We start from the raw sequence: 23,421 nt of genomic DNA, 5'->3' as shown, positions 1-23,421 counted from the left end.
TGGATGCAGACAGTCTTTCATGCTTGTTCAAGACCGCACCGCCGGGTGGGGACTTGTACCCATCAGCTTGGGGAAGAGGAAGCGTGCTGGATCAGTCCAGAACCAGACCTGTTCCCGTTCCGCGGGCGAGCGTCACGGGATGCACCTCGCCGAACCCCCGGACAGTCCGCGCTTTGTGCGGCATGAGGACGAAGCGGTCATTGTCGCGGAGAGTCGCGGCCGTGGTTGCATCGATGAGTACCGTTCCGGGCTCCGCCAGGGACGTCAACCGGGAGGCAAGGTTCACGGTAGGGCCGTAGATGTCCCCCAGCCGGGACATGATTCTGCCCCAGACCATTGACACGCGGGCGGACGGCAGCAGCTCGTCCTCGGTGAACGCCTTTGCCAGTGCCAGCGAGATTTCCGCACCCGCCTCCGGTGTTTCGGCAATGTACAGCACTTCGTCACCGATCGTCTTGACCAGGCGTCCACCACCAACGGAAATGATCTCCGCACACTTGTTCTCGAACCGCTGAACCAGCTGGGCCAGCGTGCGTTCGTTCATCTGCCGGGAAAGACTCGTGTAGGACACCAGATCCGCAAAACCCACAGCACGCGCCAACGGGAGCGGCGCGTCGTCCTCGGTTCCGTCGTGCCCGGCAGTGCTCGAAGCGAGCCCGGACTCCGACCGCACAGCCAGGCGCTGAACGGCCGCGTTCATCTGCCGCCGCCAGGCATACACCAGTGTCTCCTCGAGGGGTTCGATCAGCTGCGGCAGTTCAGCGACGAGATTGCGGCGGGCGGCGGCGTCGGAGATTCCGCGCTGAACCACCATCTCCTCGACGAGTGCCTCGATCTGCCATACCACCATGCGGTCGGTCATCTGCCCGATGGCCCGGGTGATCGAAATGGCAGCGGATTCGGTGAGCTGCTCCTTGCGCACCAGCTCGATGATGGTGGTCAGGGCCGCCATGTCCTTCTCGGTGAAGGCGACGTCGTCGTCCCCGATGTTGGGAAAGCCCATGGCCCGCCAGAGCTTCCGCGCCGACAGCAGCGACACACCCGCGCCGGAGGCCACCTCGCGCCGACGCAGGGTACGTTCCGACCCCAGCAGTTCGACTTCAAGCTTGCGGATGGCATTGCGGTCCAGCTTGTCCGGCGGAGGCGGAAGGTCCGCGCGCTTGATGACCGGCATGGACAGCGTCATCGGCTCATCAGGATCGTCCTCGAAGGAGCCGGCGCCGGCTTCAGTCCCATCCATGCCGTTGTTGGCGCTCATCACCGCTCCTGTCCCATCCGTCGTCGTCTGTTCCGTCCATCGACTCAGCTTCCATATCTACACCATCGAACATGGCGGTCAATGGGAGCTCCCCGATCGCTGTGACCATGTACTGCTTGAAGGTATAGACCTGCGGAACCTCTCGAAAGGACAGGAATCTGTCACGCCCCAGGTCGATGAGGAGGCTCCCTCCGCGGGTGAACCGCTCCATCAAACTCTGTTCGATGATGATCTGGAAAATCCCCGTGAGCCGGACCTCCCGTTCACTGCGGCGGGAGAACCCCGCCCGCCGGATCAGCCGGCGGCTCGTCAGGATGTACCGCGTTCCTGCCCACTGCAGGAGTGGACGGATGAACACGCGGAACAGAAGCAGCAGCGCAAGGACAAGGATTCCGGTGACCATCGCCGGGGCCCACTGTTCCCACCCGAGGGGCAACTGCGAACGGCTGAACATGCCCAGCCCGAAGCCGCCGGCGGCGAGGATCACCAGGGCTCCGCAGAAAGGAAGGATCAACCGCCGCGGATCAGGCCGGGTGCGCACCACGACGTGCTCCCCCGGTTCCAGCCTTATCCGCATGGCCGTCCGTTCGGTGAATCGCGCATTGTTCCGGTGCCCCTACCGCGTCAGCGGTCGAAGATGTATGACGTCGCCCGCTGAGACGGTGTGCCTCTCGCCGTCTTCATCACGCACCACCAGGGCACCGTGCGGGTCGAGGTTCATGGCACGACCGGTGATGACCGAGCCGTTCGGTAGATCCGCCTGAACATCCTGGCCAAGCGTCGCCATGCGGGCGCTCACCCGGGTCAGGAGGGAGGTGCCGTCTCGCCAGGGGCGGGAGGCGTCACCGTCGACCGCGGTGAACTCACGGTAGTGCGCCTCGAGGCGACGCAAATAGGCCTTCAGCAGGACATTGCGGTCGGTGGTTGCCGCGTATTCGAGAAGGAGGCTGGTGGCGGTCGGCACGGGAAGTTCCTGGTCCGTGAGGCTGACGTTGACGCCTGTACCGACGACGACGGCGGGAGGCTCACCGTTGGCTCCCGGCACGAGCTGGGCGAGAACACCGGCCAGCTTTCGTCCGTCAACGTGGACATCGTTGGGCCACTTCAGCTGGGGGGAGATTTCGGTGCGTTCCTCGATGCTCTCCGACAGCGCGAGCGCCGCAAGCAGCGACATCCACGCATAGCTCTGGGTAGGCAGGGGACGCCCTTCAGAATTGTGTGGACGCAGCAGCACGCTGACGATCAGCGAGGAACGCTCCGGCGCAGTCCAGGTACGCTCCATCCGGCCTCGGCCGGCCGTCTGCTCTTCGGCCGTCAGCACGCTCAGGTCCGGCCATGCCGCCGGTTCCTCGGTGGCGTGACCGGCGAGATCCGTGTTGGTGGACCCAGTGGCCTCCAGCAGGTCCAGCCGGCTGAAGGGACCTCGCGGGCTGCACAGTGCCTCACGCAGTCCGGCCTCGTCCAGGCCGGGACGTTCCAGGTTGGAATAGCGGGATCTCATAGGTCCAAGCCTACTGGCCGGGGGCCCGGCACTGAGCGTCGGCCTAGGTGCGGGGCCACAGCGGGGCTGGGCGCAGGATGAAGCGGAAGCGGCTACAAAAAAATGTCCGGTATCAGGCGGTCTTCCGGGGCGCCAAGGCTGTACCGGCTGAAGTCCGTCACTCCCTCCTGCCGCAGGACCTCCTCGTCGGTGAAAAAGTTCCCGGTGCATTCGCTGGCCGGCCGGAGCAGCACCGCGTGCGCGGCATCCGCGACGATGTCCGGTGTTCGCGCCGCCTTGATCAGCTCGGAGCCGCCGGGCATGGCACGGATGGCAGCTGTGTCGATCAGGGTGCGGGGCCAGAGCGAGTTGACAGCGATCCCCTCGCTGCGCAGCTCCTCCGCGAGCCCAAGAGTCGTCAGACTCATTCCGTACTTGGCCATGGTGTAGGCGAGGTGCTTCCCTGCCCAGGTTGGATCGAGATTCAGCGGCGGTGAGAGGGTAAGGATGTGCGGGTTGGTGCCCTTGCGCAGGGCGGGCAGCGCAAGCTTGCTCAGCAGGAACGTACCCCGAACGTTGATGTCCGCCATGAGGTCGTAGCGCTTCATCGACACGTCAGGAGTCTTCGAGAGATCGATCGCCGAGGCATTGTTGACGACGACGTCGATGCCGCCGAACTCGGCGACCGTCGCCTCTACGGCCGAGGCAACGTCGTCGTCGTTCCTTACATCGCCCACGACGGCGAGCGCGCGCCCGCCTGCCGCGCGGATCTGATCCGCAGCGGTATGGACAGTGCCTTCCAGGCTCGGGTGTGGTTCACCGGTCTTGGCGAGGATGGCGACGTTGGCGCCGTCCCGGGCGGCCCGCAATGCTATGGCCAGGCCGATACCCCTACTGCCGCCGGACATCAGGATGGTGCGCCCGGACAGGGTGCGGAGAACAGGAGCGCCGTTGCCAGTCATACGGGACACCCTAATGCGGGGAGAGGGTGTAAAACCTAATTGTTACTCGCGGGTAACTTCGGCGCCTGCGCTAAGTCTTTCGAGGAGTTGTTGTAGGTGTTCTACAGCCATAGGCACCATTTTGCTCACTAGACTGGGCGGAAAGCTCTGTTCTTTGGAGGAAACCTACTTAAGGGGACCTGCGGAACTGACTACCGGCAGCCACTCAAGACATCAATCGGAAGAGACTCGATGCAACCTGAAACGCTTCCCCTCGACCAGGACGCAAGCATTCAGGGCGACACCGCCCCGGACCTGCATACCACGGCAGGCAAGCTCGCCGACTTTCGACAGAGGCAGGAACGTTCGCTGGCGCCGTCCGGCGCTGAGGCCATCGCCAGGCACCACGCCCGGGGTAAGGGCACGGCCCGCGAGCGCATCGAGATGCTGGTTGACGCCGGCTCTTTCGTCGAGTTCGACGCCCTCGCGGTGCACCGCTCCACCGCGTTCGGCATGGAAAAGAAGAAGCCTCTCGGTGACGGCGTCGTGTCCGGATATGCCACCGTGGACGGCCGGCCGATCGCAATCTACAGCCAGGACTTCACCGTCTACGGCGGGTCGCTCAGCCAGGTCAACGGCGAGAAGATAGTGAAAGTGCAGGAGTTCGCGCTCCGGAACGGCTGCCCGGTGGTGGGAATCAACGACGGCGGCGGAGCCCGCATCCAGGAGGGTGTCGCGTCCCTCGCGATGTTCGCCGACATTTTCCGGAACAACGTGCACGCTTCGGGTGTGGTCCCGCAGATCTCGCTGATCATGGGGCCCTGTGCCGGTGGCGCCGCATACTCCCCCGCACTGACTGACTACGTGGTCATGGTCGACAAGAGCTCGCACATGTTCATCACCGGCCCGGACGTCATCAAGACAGTCACCGGCGAAGACGTGGATATGGAAACCCTCGGCGGGGCGCGCCAGCACAACTCGACCACGGGAACCTCCACCTATCTCGCTTCCGATGAGCAGGATGCCATCGACTTCGTGCGGGAGCTGCTCGACTTCCTGCCCTCCAACAACCTCGCCGAAGCACCGCTGGCGGAGTTCGCCGAGGAACTTGAGCTGAATGAGCTCGATTCTGCACTGGATCAACTGATCCCCGACTCAGCCAACCAGCCCTACGACATGCATACGGTCATCTCGACCCTCGTCGACGACGGCCACTTCCTGGAGATGCAGTCGCTGTACGCGCCGAACGTGCTCATCGGCTACGGCCGGGTCGAGGGTCACACTGTCGGGATCGTCGCGAACCAGCCCATGCAGTTCGCGGGCACCCTGGACATCGCAGCCTCTGAAAAAGCCGCCCGGTTCGTCCGTCACTGCGACGCCTTCAACATCCCCATCCTCACCCTCGTCGATGTCCCGGGCTTCCTGCCCGGTAAGGACCAGGAGTTCAACGGCATCATCCGCCGCGGCGCCAAGCTGCTGTATGCCTACGCGGAAGCCACCGTCCCGAAGCTGACGGTCATCACCCGCAAGGCCTACGGCGGCGCCTACATTGTCATGGGCTCGAAAAAACTCGGCGCGGACATCAACCTTGCCTGGCCCACCGCCCAGATCGGCGTCATGGGCGCGCAGGGGGCAGTGAACATCCTCTACCGCGGCCATCTGAAGTCGGTTGCCGACGCCGGCGGCAACGTCGAAGCCGCCCGCGCCGAGGTGATCAACCAGTATGAGGAGGAACTCCTCAATCCCTACCAGGCCGCCGAGCTTGGTTACGTCGACGCGGTGATCGCTCCCTCCGATACCCGGGTGCAGATAGTCCGCGGCCTGCGCGCGTTGCGCGACAAGCGTGCGGCCCTGCCCGCCAAGAAGCACGGAAACATCCCGCTATGAGCACCGAAACCATCCCCGCTGAGGAGAGCGCTCCCCTGTTCCAGGTGGTGGCCGGGAACCCGACGCCGGAGGAGCTGGCGGCCCTCGCCGTCGTCGTGCTTGCACTGGAAGAGAACGACGACGGCGACCGCACGCCGGCCCCGCACCGCACCTGGATTCGGCGGGACCAGTTGCGGCTGGGTCCGCGCCCCGGGCCGGGATCCTGGCGACGGAGCGCACTTCGGTAGCCTCCGAACCACTTCGGCTGACGGTTCTGGCGCGTGCAGCACAACCTGCGCCGATCCTGCGTTCCGGTTGATCGGGCGCACGGTCTAACTTGAGGCTTCCGGTGCAGAATTGGTGCAGTGCCGCAGGACGCAGCATTCATGCGGCAGGAACAGCACGGGCATCGGCCCGCGACGATAAGGGCAAACCCGGTGCGAGCCGGGGACGCAAAGCCACGGGACCCCTGCGGTCAGCCGGGTTACCGAACAGCGAAAGTGTCATCATGGTTCCCACCCTGCCCTCAAGCCCGCGCCTCCTGCGGCTGCAACGCCTTGTCCTGTTGGTCGCTATCACGGCTCTCTGCGCCCTGGGCTTGGCGCTACCCGCGCAGGCATCCGCTGCCATCAGTCTCAGCAGCGGTTCGGGAGAGGCCGGATCGACTGTGACAGTCAAGGGCTCCGGCTTCCCGAAGCGTGCCAAGGGCACCGTGACAGCAGGCACCAACACCGCTCCCATGACCGTCGGCGGTTCCGGCTCCTTCCAGACGAGCATCGTCATACCGTCCGGCTCGTCCTCGGTCGAGGTCATTGCCACCGCCGGTGCAGTGTCGGCGTCGGCGGTGTTCGTCGTCGTCAGTGCGCAGCCCAGCCCCGACCCGCAACCTGCAGGAAGCGGCAAGAGCATTCGCTTCGGGGTCGGGACCGCGTCGGGTCCTGCGGCAAACGCCGAACTCGACGCCGTCGCCGCAATCGCCGGTGAAGCACCCTCGCTCGTCCTCTCCTATAAAGACTTCAATCAGGCTCCCCCTATCGCCGAGCTCGAATCGGTTCGGGCCCGCGGAGCGGAAACCCTGCTCACCTGGGAGCCCTGGACCTGGGGAGGCGGGGTCGACCAGTCTGCCTACTCACTGGACCGGATCGCCGCCGGAGACTTCGACGCATACCTTCGCGACTGGGGATACGCCCTGCGTGATTGGGGACATCCCGTATATCTCCGCTTCGGACATGAGATGAACGGCAACTGGTATCCGTGGGCCGAGGGCGTGAACGGCAACGGAGCCGGTGACTACATCACCGCCTACCGCCACGTCCACGATGTGGTTGCCGCAACGGGAGCGTCCAACATCCGATGGGTCTGGAATCCGAATGTGCCCTACTGGGGCTCAACGCCGCTCGCGCAGCTCTACCCCGGCGATAGCTACGTGGACCAAGTTGCACTGGACGGCTATAACTGGGGTACTTCCCAGAGCTGGAGCACATGGCAGGAACCCGATGCCCTGCTGGGTGAAGGTCTTGCGCAGTTGCGGCAGATCGCCCCCGGGAAACCCGTTGTAATCGCCGAAATTGCTTCGGTCGAACTGGGCGGCTCCAAGGCGGACTGGAACAGGAAGCTCTTCGCGTACGTCTCAGCGCAACCCGACGTCGTCGCGCTCCTCTGGTTCCACATCACCAAGGAGGCGAACTGGCGGATCGACAGCAGCGAATCCTCCGCTACCGCTTTCCGGGAGGCGCTGGCAGCTCGACGCTAGCCGGCCCGCCCGGTGCTTTCACCTCGACACGGCACGCAACACGATCCGGTCACGATCCCGGCTCTGAGTCGACAGCACTGTGGCCGGGGGCAACAACGTGCCGTTAGGCTCTACGGGTGATCAACGAGACTCCCACTGCAAACCTGACCGCTGTGGCTCCCACCCGCTCCCAGACGGCAATCGACGCCGTCGCCGAGGCCTACACCGAGATGCTGTTGCAGCTCGACCCGGGATTCGCTACCCAGCTGGGCCTGCCCGGCCACGAGACAGAATACCGGGACTACTCCCCTGCCGGACTGGAAGCCTTTGCGGAAGCCACCCGGGAAACCCTGGGCCGGCTGGATGACCTCGAGCCCACTGACGACGTCGACGCCGTCACCCTGGACGCGATGCGCGAACGTCTCGGCCTGGAACTGGAGATCCACGAGACAGGGCTCAACCTCGCCAACCTGAACAACATCGCCTGCCCTGCGCAGGAAATCCGCATGATCTTCGACCTCATGTCGACGGACACCGCCGAACAGTGGGGCCACATCGCCGGCCGCCTGTGCAACGTGCCGGACGCGATCGGCGGGTACATCACCTCACTTCGCGAGGGGAAGAACCGCGGCATCCTGCCTGCTGCACGCCAGGTCCGCAACGTCATCGAGCAGGTGACGGTGTATGCGGCCGAGGGCGGCTACTTCGATGAGTTCGTGGGCGGCGCTACCACCGGCGACGACGGCGGTCTCCCGGACTCGGTGCGCACGGATCTCGCAGCGGGCGCAGAGGCAGCACGCGGCGCCTACCTGCATCTGCGCACGTTCCTCGAGGAAGAACTGCTGCCCGAAGCTCCCGAGAAGGACGCCGTCGGGCGCGAGCATTACTCGCTGATGTCCCGCCAGTTCCTCGGCGCCACAGTCGATCTCGAAGAAACGTACCAGTGGGGCGTTGAGGAACTTGACCGGCTCATTGCCGAGCAGGAAGCCGTCGCCAACGAGATCAAGGAGGGCGCCTCCATCGAGGAGGCCATGCGCATCCTTGACAAATCGCCTGAACGCCAACTTCACGGAACCGACGCTTTGCAGGCCTGGATGCAGGGACTGTCCGACCGCGCCGTCAGCGAACTCGCCGGCGTGCACTTCGACATCCCGGACATCATGCGCACGCTCGAATGCATGATTGCACCCACCAAGGAAGGCGGCATCTACTACACGGGTCCGAGCGACGACTTCGCCCGCCCGGGCCGCATGTGGTGGTCGGTTCCCGAGGGTGAGGACTCCTTCACCACCTGGAAGGAAACCACCACGGTCTACCACGAGGGCGTTCCCGGACACCACCTTCAGATCGCCACCGCCACCTTCCAGCGCGGGCTCCTGAACTCCTGGCGCCGCAACGCCGTCTGGGTTTCCGGACACGGTGAAGGGTGGGCGCTCTACGCGGAGCGGCTCATGGAGGACCTCGGTTACCTCAGCGATCCCGGGGATAGGCTCGGCATGCTGGACGCACAGCGGATGCGGGCCGCGCGCGTGGTCTTCGACATCGGCGTCCATCTGGAGCTTGAAATCCCCGAACGGTGGGGCTCGGGCACCTGGACGCCGGACAAGGGCTACGAATTCCTGAAGAAGAACATCGCCATCAGCGAAGGTCAACTCAACTTCGAGTTCAACCGCTACCTCGGCTGGCCGGGGCAGGCACCTGCGTACAAGATCGGCCAGCGGCTCTGGGAGCAGATCCGCGACGAAATGAAGCAGCGCGAAGGCGATTCCTTCAACCTGCGCGACTTCCACACCCGCGCACTGAACCTCGGCTCTGTGGGCTTGGACACCCTGCGCAGGGCGCTCCTGAGCTAGTTCTCCCCGTTGACTTGGCAGGACACACCTCGACAGGCATTCCCGAGGGGTGTGTCCTGCCGACCCATTTGGTTCAAGATGAAACATTTCGCAATAAGCAGTTTGTTTGTTAGAGGAACGAACCTACTGTTCTCGGGTGACTTCAGAAACTTCCGCTCCGGCGTCCCGCAGGTTGCCCCGCTGGGTAACCTCCTTCGGACCGCAAATCATCGCTGCCCTGATCGTTGGCCTCGTGCTTGGTCTGATCGCCAAATACACCGGCCACACCGAAGAGACACCCAATGCCCTCGGCACAACCCTCGCCACCATCGGTTCGAGCTACGTCTCGCTTCTGAAGGCCGCCGTCGTACCCCTGATCTTCACCGCGGTGGTGAGCTCGATCGCCAACCTCCGTGCCGTCCACAACGCCGCGCGCCTGGCCGGGCAGACGCTGCTCTGGTTCGCCATCACCGCGCTCATTTCCGTGGTGATCGGCATCGGCCTTGGGACAATCTTCCAGCCGGGTGCCAACACGAATGCGGCGCCTCCGAGCGAGTACACCGGCCGCACCGGTGACTGGTGGGCCTTCCTGACCGGCCTCATCCCCGCCAACTTCCTCGGCCTGCAGGCCTCGTCCAGCGTGGATGACGCCGGCGCGATCACCACAGGGCTCAACTTCAACGTGCTGCAGGTCCTGGTGGTCGCCGTCGCTATCGGCATCGCCGCCCTGAAGGTCGGCAAGCCCGCCGAACCGTTCCTCGCACTGAACGCATCGGCTCTGGCCGTCATCCAGAAGGTGCTCTGGTGGATCATCCGGATCGCGCCGATCGGTACCGTCGGCCTGATCGGAAAGGCAGTGGCGGTGTACGGCTGGGACACCATCGGTTCGCTCGGCAAGTTCACCCTCGCCATCTACGTGGGTCTGGCACTGGTGCTGTTCGCCGTTTACCCCGTCCTGATCCGCGCCCATGGTCTTTCGGTGAAGCAGTACTTCTCCGGCGCCTGGCCGGCGATCCAGCTCGCGTTTGTGTCCCGCTCGTCGATCGGCACCCTGCCCCTGACGCAGCGGGTGACCGAGCGGAACCTGGGCGTGCCCCGAAGCTACGCATCCTTCGCCGTACCCCTGGGCGCCACCACCAAGATGGACGGCTGCGCCGCGATCTACCCTGCCATCGCAGCAATCTTCGTGGCCCAGTTCTTCGGCATCCAGCTCGACTTCGGACAGTACGTGCTGATCGCTCTGGTCTCGGTGCTGGGTTCGGCCGCGACCGCGGGTACTACCGGTGCCGTCGTCATGCTGACCCTGACACTCTCCACGCTGGGTCTGCCGCTTGCCGGCGTCGGCCTGCTGCTGGCGGTCGACCCCATCCTGGACATGGGCCGCACCGCGGTGAACGTTGCCGGTCAGGCGCTGGTTCCGACGATCGTCGCGAAGCGCGAAAACCTCCTCAACACCGAGCTCTACAACGCACAGCGCACGGGCGACCCATTCGTGGATGACACCCCCACGACGGACGCAGCTCCCGAGCTGGTCGAGACGAAGGCCTGATCTCCCGAACCTCCGCGTTGAGTTGGCAGGACACGCCCCTAATGGGAACCCTTTCAGGGGCGTGTCCTGCCAACTCGTTTGTGTTTAAGGGTGGCGCGGAACACTAGGCTGGTTCGCATGACCATCCGGCTGATCCTCGCTTCCGCTTCCCCTGCACGCACCAAGCTCCTCGCCGAGGCCGGCATAGCCCATACCGTTACCGTGTCCGACGTTGATGAGGATGCCGTCACCGCAGCGCACGGTACTCCTACCCCCTATGACACGTCCCTGTTGTTGGCCCGCGCCAAGGCAGAGGCGGTTGCGGCGTTGCCTGAAGCGCAGGGAGCCCTCGTCATCGGCTGCGACTCGGTCTTCGAGTTTGAAGGCGAGGCCCACGGAAAACCGTACGAACCCGACGTCGCACGGGAGCGCATCAAGCGGATGTCCGGCTCCTCCGGAACCCTCCACACCGGCCACTGGCTCGTTGATACCCGTAACGGCACCGGGCTTGGTTCGGCATCCGGCGCGGTGGCATCGGCCGAGGTTCACTTCATGCACCTGGCCGATACGGAGATCGACGCCTACATCGCAACCGGCGAGCCGCTCCACTGCGCCGGCTCCTTCACAATCGACGGACGGGGCGGAGCCTTCATCCGCAAGGTCGACGGCGACCCCCACGCCGTCGTCGGCCTCAGCGTGTCCATGCTCCGGGAACTGCTCCGCGCCGCGGGGGTCAGCATTACCGACCTTTGGAATTAGGACCAGCAGCCTTTTGTAGCTTCCCTACAAATAATGACTCCCCAACACGGGGAATCGGCATGGTTTATGGGCGGTAGCAACAAAACCGCGCTAGGCTCCCAACAGACCAAAAGGAGCCCCTACCCATGAGCGAGTCGATGTCCGCACCTGCCGCCGCGCCCGTCACTAAAGTACTGATCGCCAACCGGGGCGAGATCGCCGTTCGTGTGATCCGGGCAGCCCGTGATGAGGGCATCGCGTCGGTCGCCGTCTACGCCGAGCCCGACCGCGACGCACTGCATGTCCGCCTTGCCGACGAGGCTTATGCACTCGAGGGCAACACTGCGGCGGAGTCCTACCTGGTGATGGACAAGATCCTCGACGCGGCGGCCCGCAGCGGCGCCGATGCCATCCACCCCGGCTACGGCTTCCTCTCCGAGAATGCCCAGTTCGCGCAACAAGTGCTCGACGCCGGACTCACCTGGATCGGCCCCTCCCCCTCTTCCATCGCCCAGCTCGGCGATAAGGTTCAGGCGCGCCACATTGCCGAAAAGGTGGGTGCTCCCCTGGTTCCCGGAACCAAGGACCCGGTCGGATCCGTGCAGGAAGTCCTCGACTTTGCCGACGAGTTCGGTCTCCCGCTCGCCATCAAGGCCGCCTACGGCGGCGGCGGGCGCGGCATCAAGGTTGTCCGCGACCGTGAGGAGATTGCAGAGGCCTACGAGTCAGCAGTTCGTGAGGCGACCGCGGCGTTCGGGCGCGGTGAGTGCTTCGTCGAGCGTTTTCTGGACGCACCCCGCCACGTTGAGACCCAGTGCCTCGCCGATGCGTACGGCAACGTCGTCGTCGTTTCCACACGTGACTGCTCGCTCCAGCGCCGTAATCAGAAGCTCGTCGAGGAAGCCCCCGCACCGTTCCTGAGCGAGGACCAGAACTCCCGCCTGTACGAGGCATCGAAGGCCATCCTCAAGGAAGCCGGCTACCAGGGCGCGGGCACCTGCGAATTCCTGGTTGGCCAGGACGGCACCATCTCCTTCCTCGAGGTGAATACCCGTCTTCAGGTTGAGCACCCGGTGTCCGAGGAAGTCACCGGCATCGACCTGGTGCGCGAACAGTTCCGCCTTGCCCGGGGTAAGGAACTCGGTTACACCGACCCCGCTGTCCGCGGCCACTCCTTCGAGTTCCGCATCAACGGCGAAGACGCCGGTCGGGGCTTCATGCCCGCACCCGGTACCGTGCACACGCTGAAGCTGCCCACCGGCCCGGGTGTCCGCGTGGACTCGGGCATCGAGGCGGGCGAAGTAATCGGCGGAAACTTCGATTCGATGCTAGCCAAGCTCATCGTCACCGGGGCCACACGCACCCAGGCCCTGGAGCGGTCCCGACGGGCGCTGGCAGAGATGCAGATCGACGGCATGCCGACCGTGCTGCCCTTCCACGCCGCTGTGGTCAGCGACCCGGCGTTTGCACCTGCGTCGGGTCACTTCTCGGTGCACACCCGCTGGATCGAGACGGAATTCGCCAACACTATCGCCCCATGGACTCCCGACGGCGGAACCGACAGCGCGGCCGACGACGCGGACGCCCGACAGCGCGTGACCGTTGAGGTTGGCGGCAAACGGCTTGAGGTCGTGCTGCCTGCTTCGCTCGGCATGTCCAACGGCAAGTCGTCCGGCAAGGCCGCCGGGAAGTCCAAGAAGGTTGCCCGATCACGAGCAGGCGCCGGTGCCGCTGCCAGCGGTGACGATCTCACGTCGCCGATGCAGGGCACGATCGTCAAGGTTGCGGTCCAGGACGGTGACCAGGTGTCCGAGGGCGACCTCATCGTGGTGCTCGAAGCGATGAAGATGGAACAGCCGTTGACTGCGCACAAGTCCGGCACGCTGTCAGGGCTGACCGCTGCACCGGGCGACACCGTGTCTGCCGGTGCCGTCATCGCCGCGATCAGCTAGCCGCGGTCAATCAACCGTGATCACCTAGCTGGAATCAGCGAGCTGGGGTCAGCTAGCTGGAGTCAACTGAGGCTCTGCTGCGCTCCTGCAGCTTGTGGGGCAGGCGCGCTTGCTGTGCTGGGCCTGGATCCGTCCGGAGCCTTCACAGCTGACGCATCGGCCGTGTACGGAACTGACTCGTTCCACCAGGCAAGGGCGCGGACGGCATAGAACGTCAGCCACGGGGACGGCTCTCCTTCCGGTGCGTCCAGCTCGAACCAGACTCGTCCCGGATGGCGGTGACCCTGGATCCAGCGGCCGTCCGGTTGGCGGGCGGCCTGAATGACCTCCACAGCGTCGGCCAGGCGCGGGTCAGGCGTGCCGCCATCGTACAGCGTGGCTGCGCGGAAGTAATCCACCGCGTTGAGTGCACTGTAGAACCACCGGAACGGGTAGGCGAAGCGGGTGGCCCAGGCTCCCACCGGCTCGCCCGTGGACAGCCGGTACAGCAGGCGGCGTTCCAGCAGGTACTCCTCGCCTTTCCGGCGCGCAGCGCTCAACGTGTCGGAGCGGCCGGTGACGGTCTCGTAGTAGAGCAGGCCCTTCAGCACGTTCAGGGTGGAGTGGAATGAGGACCGCTTTGAGCCCTCCACCCACTCACAGTTCCAGCCGCCGTCGTCCAGTTGGTGGTCCGGGAACCACTGGGCGAGCCGGCTGACGTCGGCACCAAGCCACGCACCGTTCGACAGCGTGTAGGCATTGATGCAGCAATCCACCTCGCCGTCCCAGTAGGGCAGATTGTCATACTCCCACCGGCTATTTTCCGCGAGCAGCTCAGCCGTTCCGGAGAGCACCTTTGCGTCCAGCCCCCAGTCACGCAGCGTGTTCAGTGACCATGTGGTAGCGGTGTAGGGTTGCCCTGCCTCAAGGTCGGCTTCGGGTCCTTCGAAATCGAAGTCCGCCGGGAAGTATGCCCCGCCTGCCCATTGGCCGTCCTCATCCTGGTGGGCCAGCAGTTGCGCACCCAGTCCTTCCGCCGCAATTCTGGCGCGCGTTGCCTGCCACTGCGCAACAGGTGCTCCAACGAGGTCTCGCTGCACCTGCCAGCGCAGGGCCGGATCGGTGTCGAGCAACCATTCCAGAAGGTTCAGCTCAGTCATCGCTGCTCCGTCCTCGTCCGCGGCCCTTGCCGCCGTCATCTCTTTCGATCTCTCCATCCCCGGCCTCGACCTCGAGCGGAAGCGAAACGACGGGGCCCGCTCCTCCATTGCCTACGCCGTTCCCCGCTGTACCGTTCCCCGCTGTACCGTTCCCCGCTGTACCGTTCCCCGCTGTACCGTTCCCCGCTGTCTCGTTCCCCGGCACACCGCTGCCGGAGTTCCCTGCGGTGCCCGGGACGCTGTTCGGGGAGCCGCTGTCGGCCCCACTCCCCGATCCGGTGCCGGAGCTCCCGGAGGAGTCGACGGGCTCCGGTGCAGGTTCGATGACGACAGGCTCCGGCAGGTCAGCGGGCTCGATGGGCGCAGGAGGCGCAGGTTGCTCCGCGGGTTTCGGGATGTCGGTTGGATCGGTTGGATCGGTTGGAACAGGTTCGGATTCGGGTTCCGGCTCCGGCGCGGGCTGGGGTTTGGGAACCGGTGCCGCCGGGTCCATCGGAGACGCCATCGGCTGTAGATCCAGCGGTGCCGGTGCCGCACCGGACCGCACCAGCCGCTCAATAAGTTGCTCCACACGCTGAAGGATCATCACGGCGCGTTCACCCGTGATCTTCCCCTCCATCTGGGCGGTCCTTACCCGTGCCGCGAGTTCATGAGCTGCGGCGACAGCATCAGCCGTGTCACCGCGCGCGGTGAGGACCGCTATCTGCTGCACCTCGGATTGCAGCTCCTGCGCCACCCGGGACTCGATCGGCGGGGCAGAACACCCGCTGAACATGAGCACGGAGGCGACCACCACAGTGCTCAGGGCAGCGCGAATGATCACGGCTGCACGCTCTCATACAGACTGTCCAGCAGGGCACCGGTGCTCCCCGGGATTGTGGGCAGAGGTGTGGGTCCCGGCCCAGGGTTCATGTCGAAAACCATCATCAGGACCGCGAACATCAAACCCACCAGCACGACGACGGCGGCCAGCGCCCGCGCGCGCAGCCTCACCTTCACCGAGGCCCGCCTCGCCTCCGCAGGGCGGGAACTTGCTTCACTGTCGTCGACCTCGGGCCGGTCGAGGGTGAGCTGCTCCGAGAACCTGGCCTTCGTGGCCGTTAACCGCTCTTCGGTGCCGGCCGGGGCGGAGGGTGTCGCCGTCGTCGTCGTTGATTCGGTGGCGGGTGTCGGGAGAGGGCCGACGGCCGTTGCGGGGAGGTCCGAGGCGCCGAGGCGCTGGACAATTTCCGCCGCGCTTGGGCGGTCGAGCGGGTTGTCGAGGGTCATGGCGGTAAGCAGTGAATGCCAGCCGCGGCCGAAGGTCTCGGGAATCAGGGGCGGGCGGCTCAGCCGGGCAAGGGCGCTCTCCAGACCGGTGCCCGGGAAGGCGGGCGCTCCGGTGAGGCATTCGATCAGCAGCAGGCCCAGCGCGTAGATGTCGGTGGGCGTGCCGACCCGATCGCCGCGGGCCTGTTCGGGACTGAAGTAGGTGGCCGTGCCGATGAGGCTGCCGGTCGCGCTGACGCGGCTGCTGGCGAAGAATCGCGCGATACCGAAGTCCGTGAGGAGGAAGCTGAAACTGCCGTCCGCTGCTTCCGTACAGCGGGTGAGCACGTTCGAGGGCTTGATGTCCCGGTGCACGATGCCCTGAGCATGGATGTACTCGAGGGTGCGTGCAAGGTCCAGGCAGGCCGTGACAACCCGTTCGACGGGGAGCGGGCCCTCCCGGAGCACTGCCCCAAGGTCCGAGCCCCTGACGTATTCCATGACGAGGTAGGACGGTTCGAGCCTCGCGCATTCGGCGTCCATGTCCAGTACCCGAACCAGGCCCGGGTGGTGAAGGCCCGCGAGCATCTTCGCTTCGCCGGACCCCCGTGCCAAGCCCTCGGCAGATCCGCGGCGGAACATTTTCACCGCGACATCCCGGTGCAGCCGGGTGTCCCGTGCGCGATAGACGTCGGCCATGCCGCCAACGCCGATCACCCGATCGAGGACGTACCGTCCGCTCGCGAGCGTTTCCTGATTCATGCCCATCCGCTCCCGCCAGAAAAGGTAAGCCTGTGGACTATTTTGCGGTGAGGTCCCTGCGGAAAGCTTGGGAAGAGGCGGTAGTGGGCTAACGCAAAAAGGCTCCCGGCCAACAGTTACCTGATGGCCGGGAGCCTTCGCTCGCAACGCTGGTTAGGCGATGTTGTTCTCGTAATCGTGGTCCCGGGTTTCCCGCGAGATCCAGAGGGCGATGAACGTGAGCACCGCGGCGATGCTGAGGTACAGCCCCACCAGGAAGGTGCTGCCGTCTGCCGCCTGCCAGAGGGCAATGGCCACGAACGACGCCGGCGCCGCCCCGATCACGCTGGAGAGGTTGTAGGCAACGGCCGACCCGGTGTAGCGGACGTTGGCGGGGAACAGCTCGGGCAGGATCGCCGCCATCGGACCGAAGGTGAGGCCCATCAGGGTGAATCCGAGGATCAGCAGCGCCATGGCGCCGACGGTTCCGCCGCCGAAGAAGGGAACCCAGGTCAAGCCGAACAGCGCAATGCCCACGGTGGTGGCCAGAAGCATACGACGACGGCCGAACTTCTCGGCCAACGGACCGGACACGATGGTGAAGATGCCGAAGAACACGACGCCGATGATCAGCATCCAGAGGAAGTCACCACGCGCAATGCCGAGGCCCGGAACAAAGGTGTCGGGGTTGAAGGGCTTGCCCGCAGCCTCAGCCGCTGCGGCGGCGGACTCAACGGTGGCAGGCGCGGTTCCGAAGGTCAGCGTGAAGGACGTCATCAGGTAGAACAGCACGTACGTCGCGAACATGATGAAGGTGCCGAGCAGCAGCGGGCGCCACTGACGCTTGAACACAGACGCCAGGGGCAGCTTGACGACCTTGCCCTTTTCGATGACCTGCTGGAATGAGTGGCTTTCGATGAGCTTGAGGCGCACGTACAGGCCGACGATGACGAGAATCGCGCTGGCGATGAACGGGACGCGCCAGCCCCAGGCCATGAACGCCTCCGGGTCGAGCGTGGCGTTGAGGACAACGAACAGCAGGTTGGCAATGATGAAGCCGATCGGAGCACCCAGCTGCGGGAACGTTCCGTAGATCGCGCGCTTGCCTGCGGGTGCGTTCTCGGTCGCGAGAAGGGCAGCGCCGCTCCACTCACCGCCGAGGGCCAGGCCCTGGAAGAAGCGCAGGAGAACGAGGATTGCCGGAGCGAGGAAGGTCCAGCCCGGAACCTGTGCGGTAGGCAGGACGCCGATGAGGAAGGTCGCGATACCCATCGTCAGCAGCGACGCGACCAGGGTTCCCTTGCGACCGATACGGTCCCCGAAGTGTCCGAACACGATCGATCCGAGGGGACGGGCCACGAAGGCGACGCCGAACACGGCAAAGGACTGAAGCAGCGCCGTCGCCGGTGAGGAGTTGGGGAAGAACAGGGCCGGGAACACCAGCACCGACGCCGTGGCGTAGATGTAGAAGTCGTAGAACTCAATGGTGGTACCGATGAGGCTCGCGAAGATCACGCGCCCCCGGGAGTTCAGCGGCTTGGCTGTGGGCTCCACGGTCGAAGATGACGATGACATATTTCTTGCTTTCTCTGAACGACGGCGTAATACACAGCCTGCCGTGATATTGGTGCTTCCTAATCTCATCACTGCAGCCGAACAGTGAGATAACTCGTCCACATTGTGGACATTGTCGTTGTGTGGCGGGAGCTTTTCCGCGGGCTAACGCGCCTCTTCGCGGGCGGATAGCCGGATGTCACATCCCGTTTACATCCCGCGAGCGGACTCGAAACGCGCCCTTTCTAGTGTGGCTGTACTGCCCCTTGAACGAAAGGTTCGCGATGAGCGTCGACCGCGCAGTCACCCCGGATGCCCCATCATCAACAGCTCCCGTGTCAGGAGCAGCGCCCGGTGCCGCCCTTGTGCACCGGCCGGGCCGCTGGATCGACAACTGGAACCCCGAGGACCGGGATCAGTGGGACTCCGGCGGCAGGACGATCGCCCGGCGTAACCTGCAGTGGTCCATCGCCTGTGAGTTCCTCGGTTTCGTTGTCTGGCAGCTTTGGTCAATCGTGGTGGTGTATCTCCCCGCAGCCGGATTCAACTTCACCACCTCGCAGATCTTCTGGCTCATCTCCATGCCGAGCCTCGTCGGCGCGACCATGCGGATCCCCTACACTTTCATGGTTCCGCGGTTCGGCGGCAGGAACTGGACGATCATCTCCGCGCTCCTGCTGTTGATCCCCTCCATCGGCCTCGCAATCGCGGTCAGCAACCCGGACACTCCGTTCGGGATGCTCCTCCTGATCGCGGCGTTCGCCGGTTTCGGCGGCGGCAACTTCGCCAGCTCGATGGCGAACATCACCTTCTTCTATCCCGTCCGGGAAAAGGGATGGGCGTTGGGACTGAATGCCGCGGGCGGAAACCTGGGTGCCGCCGTCGCGCAGTTGGTTGTTCCGCTGGTGATCGCCGCCGGCGCGGCCGCGACGCTTAACCTGCCGCTGGCCGGCTGGATCTGGGTGCCGCTGATCCTCGTCGCCGCCTTCGGTGCCTGGAAGTACATGGACAACCTGTCCAGCGCCAAGTCCGACCTCGCCGGCTCCATCGCCGCCCTGCGCGAACCGCACCTGTGGATCATGGCCTTCCTGTACATCGGGACCTTCGGCTCGTTCATCGGGTTTTCGGGCGTCTTTCCGAAGCTGATCCTCGACTCCTTTCCGGAGTTCTCCACCTTCGCACTCGGTCCGGCTGCCCTGTCCCTCGCGTTCCTCGGTCCGTTGGTCGGCTCATTGGCCCGGCCGTACGGAGGACGTCTTGCCGACAGGTGGGGCGGCGCACGCATCACGGTGACCGCTTTCGCCGTCATGGCCATGATTGCCCTCACCGTGGTGTGGACGCTGCCGCTGGGCAACTTCTGGCTCTTCCTCGGCCTGTTCCTGGTGCTCTTCGCAGCGGCCGGTGCCGGTAACGGTTCCACCTACCGCATGATCCCCGTGATCTTCGCCCTCCGGGGACGATCCGACGGGGCCATGAGCACCGGACGCAAGGCCGCAGCTGCTCTGGGTCTCATTTCCGCAATCGGAGCCTATGGCGGCTTCGTCATCCCCCAGGTGCTCAACGCGTCGAAGGGCGCCACGGGCAACTACGAGTCCGCGTTCTACGGCTTCGTGGCCGCCTACGTCCTCATGCTTGCGGTGACCTGGTTCTTCTACCTGCGCCGCAGCACCTCGAGCGTCGGGCACGTCTAGCATGTGCGGCACTCCTTCGGGCTCAGCTAGTTCAGGAACAGCCACGCATTGTCCCTACTGCGCCCTGCAGTGTGCCATGACGCTGACCTCCACCGGCTTCGATTCGGTGGAGGTGGGCGCCCGGGACTTCCCCACCAACAAGGGTGGACTGTGCCGCAAGGGATGGACGTCCGCCGAGCTCCTGAAGCATCCGGACCGCGTCCGCGAGCCCCTTCTCAGGCACGACGACGGCGAGCACCGTCCCATCTCGTGGGAGCGTGCCCTTGAACTCATCCGCGACCAGGTCGTCTCGACCCAGGCACGGTACGGCGCGGACGCGGTCGGTGTCTTCGGCGGTGGCGGTCTGACCAATGAGAAGGCCTATCAACTGGGCAAGTTCGCGCGGCTGGCTCTGCGAACCTCGCGCATTGATTACAACGGACGGTTCTGCATGTCCTCCGCCGCTGCGGCCGGGAACCGCGCTTTCGGACTGGACCGCGGACTGCCCTTCCCCCTGGCGGACCTCGGTGCAGCACGGACCATCCTCATGCTTGGCTCCAACACCGCAGACACGATGCCGCCGTTCGTGCAGCATCTTCAGGGCGCGCGCGATGCCGGCGGTTTGATCGTCGTGGACCCGAGACGGTCGGCCACGGCGGATCTCACGTCCGAGGGCCGCGGGCGGCACCTGCAGCCCGCGCCGAAGACTGACCTCGCACTGCTCCTCGGCATTACCCACGTGGTCATCATGGACGGCCTCGTCGATCAGGCCTACGTGCAGCAGCGGACCAGCGGATACGACGCCATCGCCCGCAGCGTTGCCCCGTGGTGGCCCGAACGCGTTGCCTCCGTCACGGGGGTGCCGGCCGAGCTCATCCGTGAAACTGCCCACCGGCTGGCAGGACCCGGCGGGACGTACATCCTGACCGGGCGCGGCGTTGAGCAGCATGCCAACGGCACCGACACTGCAACGGCCGCCATCAACCTCGCGCTCCTCCTCGGGCTGCCCGGCACCCCCGGCAGCGGCTACGGCACGCTCACGGGCCAGGGCAACGGACAGGGCGGACGGGAGCACGGGCAGAAGGCGGACCAGCTGCCCGGCTACCGCAAGATCACCGACCCCGCCGCCCGCAAACACGTCGCCGGAGTCTGGGGCGTGCCCGAGTCCCTCATCCCCGGGCCGGGAGTTCCCGCCGTCGAACTCCTGGGGTCGCTGGGCAAGCCAGACGGCGTGCGCTGTCTGTTCGTTCATGGCGCCAACGTGGTGGTGTCGGCTCCGAATGCCGCGACCGTCCTTGAGGGCCTGCGCCGCCTCGACTTCCTGGTGGTGTGCGATTTCTTCCTGTCCGAGACCGCCGCGGAGGCGGACTTGGTGCTGCCGGTGCTGCAGTGGGCCGAGGAGGAAGGCACCATGACCAACCTTGAAGGGCGCATCCTGCGGCGCAGGGCAGCCGTTTCACCTCCCCCCGGCGCGCGCAGCGAGCTGTGGGTCATGGCGCGACTGGCGGAACTGCTGGACGCGCCGTCGTCGTTCTCCGAGGACCCCGAGACGGTGTTCACCGAGCTCCGGGCGGCGAGCGCGGGCGGTCTCGCCGACTACTCCGGCATCGATTACGCCATGCTCGACGGCGGTGCTGCCGCCTACTGGCCTTTCCCGGCGGGTAGCAGCGGCACCGGCACCGGCACCGGTGATCTTCTCGGTACTCCGAGGTTGTTCCTCGACCGCTTCGCTCACCCCGACGGGCGGGCTGTGCTGCATCCGGTGGCGCCGGCGTCGTCCCTTCCTGCTGCCGTTCGTTCCTCCGACGGAAGACTTTCCCTAACAACCGGGCGGCTGCTGGAGCACTACCAGTCCGGCACGCAGACCCGCAGGATAGGCGACCTTGTCTCGACCAGCAGCGGGCAGATGCTGCAAATCCATCCCGTGACGGCTGCGGGCCTCGGCATACTGGACGGCGCCGAGGTTGAGATCAGCAATGAGCGGGGAACGGTGCGGGCGCAAGCCCAGCTGTCGACGGCCGTGCGGACTGACACGGTATTTCTCTCGTTCCATTTTCCCGGGGCAGGCAATGCGAACGTGCTCACGTCGTCGGATACGGATCCGATCTCCGGGATGCCCGAGTTCAAGACCACGCGGGTGTCGGTGCGCGTGCACCAACCCGCTCTGAGTGAGGCGGTGGCCGTATGAGTTCTCGACCTGCTGAGCGCGTTGTAGTGGTGGGCTTCGGGCCGGTGGCCGCCCGCTTCATCGACGTTCTGGAACCGTCCCTCGCGTCCGGGGATGTGCAGCTGACGGTCATCGGGTCGGAGCCCGAAGCTGCGTACAACCGCGTGCTGGTCGCCGACGTCGGCGTGGGCCGCACCTCGCCGTCCGCAATTGCTTTGAGCGACCCTGCCCGGTTGGCGTCAATGGGCGCCGAGGTGCTGCTCGGTGCCGGAGTCCGGCGCATTGACCGCGCCAGGCAGCAGATCCTGCTCGACGACGGCACCGTGCGCCCCTACGACCGTCTGGTCCTCGCGACCGGCGCGCGGCCGGTCATCCCCTACCTCGCCGGGCTCAATCCCGACCCGCTGCACCCGGCATTGCCCGCCGGTGTGACCGCCCTCCGGGACCTGGCGGACGCGCGGGTGCTGCGCTCCGTCGTCGAACGCCGGGGTGACCTGGTAATCCTCGGCGGCGGCATTCTTGGTTTGGAGGCGGCGCTGGCCGCTGCCGAGGAGGGTGCCCGCGTCACGGTCGTCCACCACGGCGATTACCCGCTGGCCCGCACTATCGACGACGGCGGCGGACGCGTTCTGGCGTCCGCGCTCCGTTCCCAGGGGGTGCGGCTTGTGTCCGGTGCCAAGGCCGTTGGTCTCGAGCATGACGACGCCGGCGCCTTCACCGCACTGCGTCTCGACGACGGCCGGCTGGTTTCCGGCGACCTGCTGGTCCTCTCCTGCGGTGTGCGGCCGCGGGTTGAACTGGCCGAGGGGGCGGGTCTTCCGGTCGCGTCGGGCATCCTGGTGGACCACTCCCTGCGGGCGCACCATGACGAGTACATCTACGCGATCGGCGACTGTGCCGAGGTTCGCTGCACTTTCCCGGACTGCGCGGATTGTCAGGGCGACACTGCGCCGTCCGGCTTGATCGGTCCAGGGTGGAAGCAGGCCGAGTGGTTGGCTGAGTCGTTCGTCGCGGACGTTGTTCCCACGGGGTCGCGTTACGTCGAGGCGGTGTTGCCGCCGGTGCTGATGCTGAAGGCCCGCCGGCTCGACGCGGTTGTTGCCGGTGACGCTTCGGCCGACCCGTGGGCAGCGCACGACGACGGCACCGCCGTCGCACTGTGGGCGGACCCCCAGCAGGGCAGCTACGCGAAGATGGTCACCCGGAACGGGGTGCTGCAGGGCCTCGTGTGCATTGGATTGCCGCGAGCCGGTGCCGAGCTGGTACTTCTGTTCGAGAGCGGCTCGGTACTGCCGGCTGACAGGTCCAGCCTGCTGCGGCTGGACGGGGCGGAAGGGGCGGCAGCATCGTCGTCGTCGTCCTCCAACCCCGCAGCAATTGTCTGCCGATGCGCGGGCGTGAGCCGGGGCAGCATCGAGCAGGCTGCCGTCGTCGGCTGTTCGAGTGTGGCGGAAGTGTCGGCGTCGACGCGCGCCGGGACCGGCTGCGGGGGTTGCCACAACGACATCAGGTCGATCATCGAGCAGCACTTCCAGCCCACTCCCGCCTGATCCCCGGCCTTTCCAACCCGTACCC

At 65.6% G+C, this 23,421-nt stretch carries 18 protein-coding genes and 1 riboswitch; of the genes, 10 read left to right on the top strand and 8 right to left on the bottom strand.

The genetic code is table 11. The annotated features are described in order from the left end of the window. Window positions 1-91: 91 nt before the first annotated feature. The 4 genes from M1D74_RS05620 to M1D74_RS05605 all read right to left on the bottom strand — a co-directional run bounded on the left by M1D74_RS05620 (window position 92) and on the right by M1D74_RS05605 (window position 3,700). Window positions 92-1,174: an adenylate/guanylate cyclase domain-containing protein gene (locus tag M1D74_RS05620; protein WP_309124374.1), complete on the bottom strand. Its 1,083-nt coding sequence runs from the start codon at window positions 1,172-1,174 to the stop codon at window positions 92-94. A gap of 52 nt (window positions 1,175-1,226) precedes the next feature. Next, the gene (locus tag M1D74_RS05615) at window positions 1,227-1,835 is read right to left on the bottom strand and encodes a PH domain-containing protein (RefSeq protein WP_458116802.1); all 609 of its coding nucleotides are present in this window, start codon (window positions 1,833-1,835) and stop codon (window positions 1,227-1,229) included. 39 nt (window positions 1,836-1,874) lie between these two features. Next, a complete protein-coding gene (locus M1D74_RS05610) occupies window positions 1,875-2,759 on the bottom strand; it encodes a biotin--[acetyl-CoA-carboxylase] ligase (protein ID WP_458116801.1) in 885 nt (294 codons plus the stop codon). A gap of 92 nt (window positions 2,760-2,851) precedes the next feature. Continuing rightward, a complete protein-coding gene (locus M1D74_RS05605) occupies window positions 2,852-3,700 on the bottom strand; it encodes an SDR family oxidoreductase (protein WP_309072348.1) in 849 nt (282 codons plus the stop codon). 231 nt (window positions 3,701-3,931) lie between these two features. On the opposite strand from M1D74_RS05605, the gene M1D74_RS05600 reads away from it, so the two are divergent. The 7 genes from M1D74_RS05600 to M1D74_RS05570 all read left to right on the top strand — a co-directional run bounded on the left by M1D74_RS05600 (window position 3,932) and on the right by M1D74_RS05570 (window position 13,327). Next, complete coding sequence (locus M1D74_RS05600; RefSeq protein WP_458116800.1) at window positions 3,932-5,566, top strand: acyl-CoA carboxylase subunit beta; 1,635 nt, start codon at window positions 3,932-3,934, stop codon at window positions 5,564-5,566. Next, on the top strand, window positions 5,563-5,793 hold the full coding sequence (locus tag M1D74_RS05595; protein WP_458116799.1) for an acyl-CoA carboxylase epsilon subunit: 231 nt from the start codon (window positions 5,563-5,565) through the stop codon (window positions 5,791-5,793). Before M1D74_RS05600 ends, M1D74_RS05595 begins: the two co-directional genes overlap by 4 nt. Window positions 5,794-5,962: 169 nt before the next feature. Beyond that, window positions 5,963-6,037, top strand: a riboswitch (cyclic di-GMP riboswitch). Window positions 6,038-6,053: 16 nt separating this feature from the next. Then, entirely contained in the window at window positions 6,054-7,298 is a 1,245-nt protein-coding gene (locus M1D74_RS05590) for a glycoside hydrolase family 26 protein (RefSeq protein ID WP_458116798.1), read from the top strand. 209 nt (window positions 7,299-7,507) lie between these two features. Then, a complete protein-coding gene (locus tag M1D74_RS05585; RefSeq protein ID WP_458117145.1) occupies window positions 7,508-9,130 on the top strand; it encodes a DUF885 domain-containing protein in 1,623 nt (540 codons plus the stop codon). Window positions 9,131-9,266: 136 nt separating this feature from the next. Continuing rightward, window positions 9,267-10,658, top strand: coding sequence for a dicarboxylate/amino acid:cation symporter (locus M1D74_RS05580; protein ID WP_309124373.1), 1,392 nt, complete (start codon window positions 9,267-9,269; stop codon window positions 10,656-10,658). Window positions 10,659-10,775: 117 nt separating this feature from the next. After that, complete coding sequence (locus M1D74_RS05575; RefSeq protein WP_458116797.1) at window positions 10,776-11,396, top strand: Maf family protein; 621 nt, start codon at window positions 10,776-10,778, stop codon at window positions 11,394-11,396. Between the two features lie 125 nt (window positions 11,397-11,521). Next, entirely contained in the window at window positions 11,522-13,327 is a 1,806-nt protein-coding gene (locus tag M1D74_RS05570) for an acetyl/propionyl/methylcrotonyl-CoA carboxylase subunit alpha (RefSeq protein WP_458116796.1), read from the top strand. A gap of 62 nt (window positions 13,328-13,389) precedes the next feature. Here the strand turns inward: M1D74_RS05570 and M1D74_RS05565 are convergent, their stop codons facing one another. The 4 genes from M1D74_RS05565 to M1D74_RS05550 form a co-directional block, all read right to left on the bottom strand. Further along, window positions 13,390-14,466, bottom strand: coding sequence for a squalene cyclase (locus tag M1D74_RS05565; protein WP_458116795.1), 1,077 nt, complete (start codon window positions 14,464-14,466; stop codon window positions 13,390-13,392). Next, window positions 14,459-15,289, bottom strand: coding sequence for a hypothetical protein (locus tag M1D74_RS05560; RefSeq protein WP_458116794.1), 831 nt, complete (start codon window positions 15,287-15,289; stop codon window positions 14,459-14,461). The genes M1D74_RS05565 and M1D74_RS05560 overlap by 8 nt, the downstream gene beginning before the upstream one ends. Continuing rightward, window positions 15,286-16,476 carry a serine/threonine-protein kinase gene (locus tag M1D74_RS05555; RefSeq protein ID WP_458116793.1) on the bottom strand — a complete coding sequence of 397 codons (1,191 nt, stop codon included), beginning with the start codon at window positions 16,474-16,476 and terminating at the stop codon, window positions 15,286-15,288. The genes M1D74_RS05560 and M1D74_RS05555 overlap by 4 nt, the downstream gene beginning before the upstream one ends. A 153-nt stretch (window positions 16,477-16,629) precedes the next feature. Further along, on the bottom strand, window positions 16,630-18,030 hold the full coding sequence (locus tag M1D74_RS05550; RefSeq protein WP_309072486.1) for an MFS transporter: 1,401 nt from the start codon (window positions 18,028-18,030) through the stop codon (window positions 16,630-16,632). Between the two features lie 263 nt (window positions 18,031-18,293). On the opposite strand from M1D74_RS05550, the gene M1D74_RS05545 reads away from it, so the two are divergent. The 3 genes from M1D74_RS05545 (at window position 18,294) to M1D74_RS05535 (ending at window position 23,396) form a co-directional block, all read left to right on the top strand. Beyond that, window positions 18,294-19,700, top strand: a complete 1,407-nt coding sequence (locus M1D74_RS05545) for an MFS transporter (protein WP_458116792.1) — start codon at window positions 18,294-18,296, stop codon at window positions 19,698-19,700. Window positions 19,701-19,776: 76 nt separating this feature from the next. Further along, entirely contained in the window at window positions 19,777-21,867 is a 2,091-nt protein-coding gene (locus tag M1D74_RS05540; RefSeq protein WP_458116791.1) for a molybdopterin oxidoreductase family protein, read from the top strand. Further along, window positions 21,864-23,396 (top strand): FAD-dependent oxidoreductase, encoded by a 1,533-nt coding sequence (locus M1D74_RS05535; protein ID WP_458116790.1) that lies wholly within the window; start codon window positions 21,864-21,866, stop codon window positions 23,394-23,396. Before M1D74_RS05540 ends, M1D74_RS05535 begins: the two co-directional genes overlap by 4 nt. Window positions 23,397-23,421: the final 25 nt, after the last annotated feature.

It is taken from the genome of Arthrobacter sp. D2-10 (genome assembly GCF_054161285.1).
This window is presented reverse-complemented; position numbering and strand designations above follow the sequence as displayed.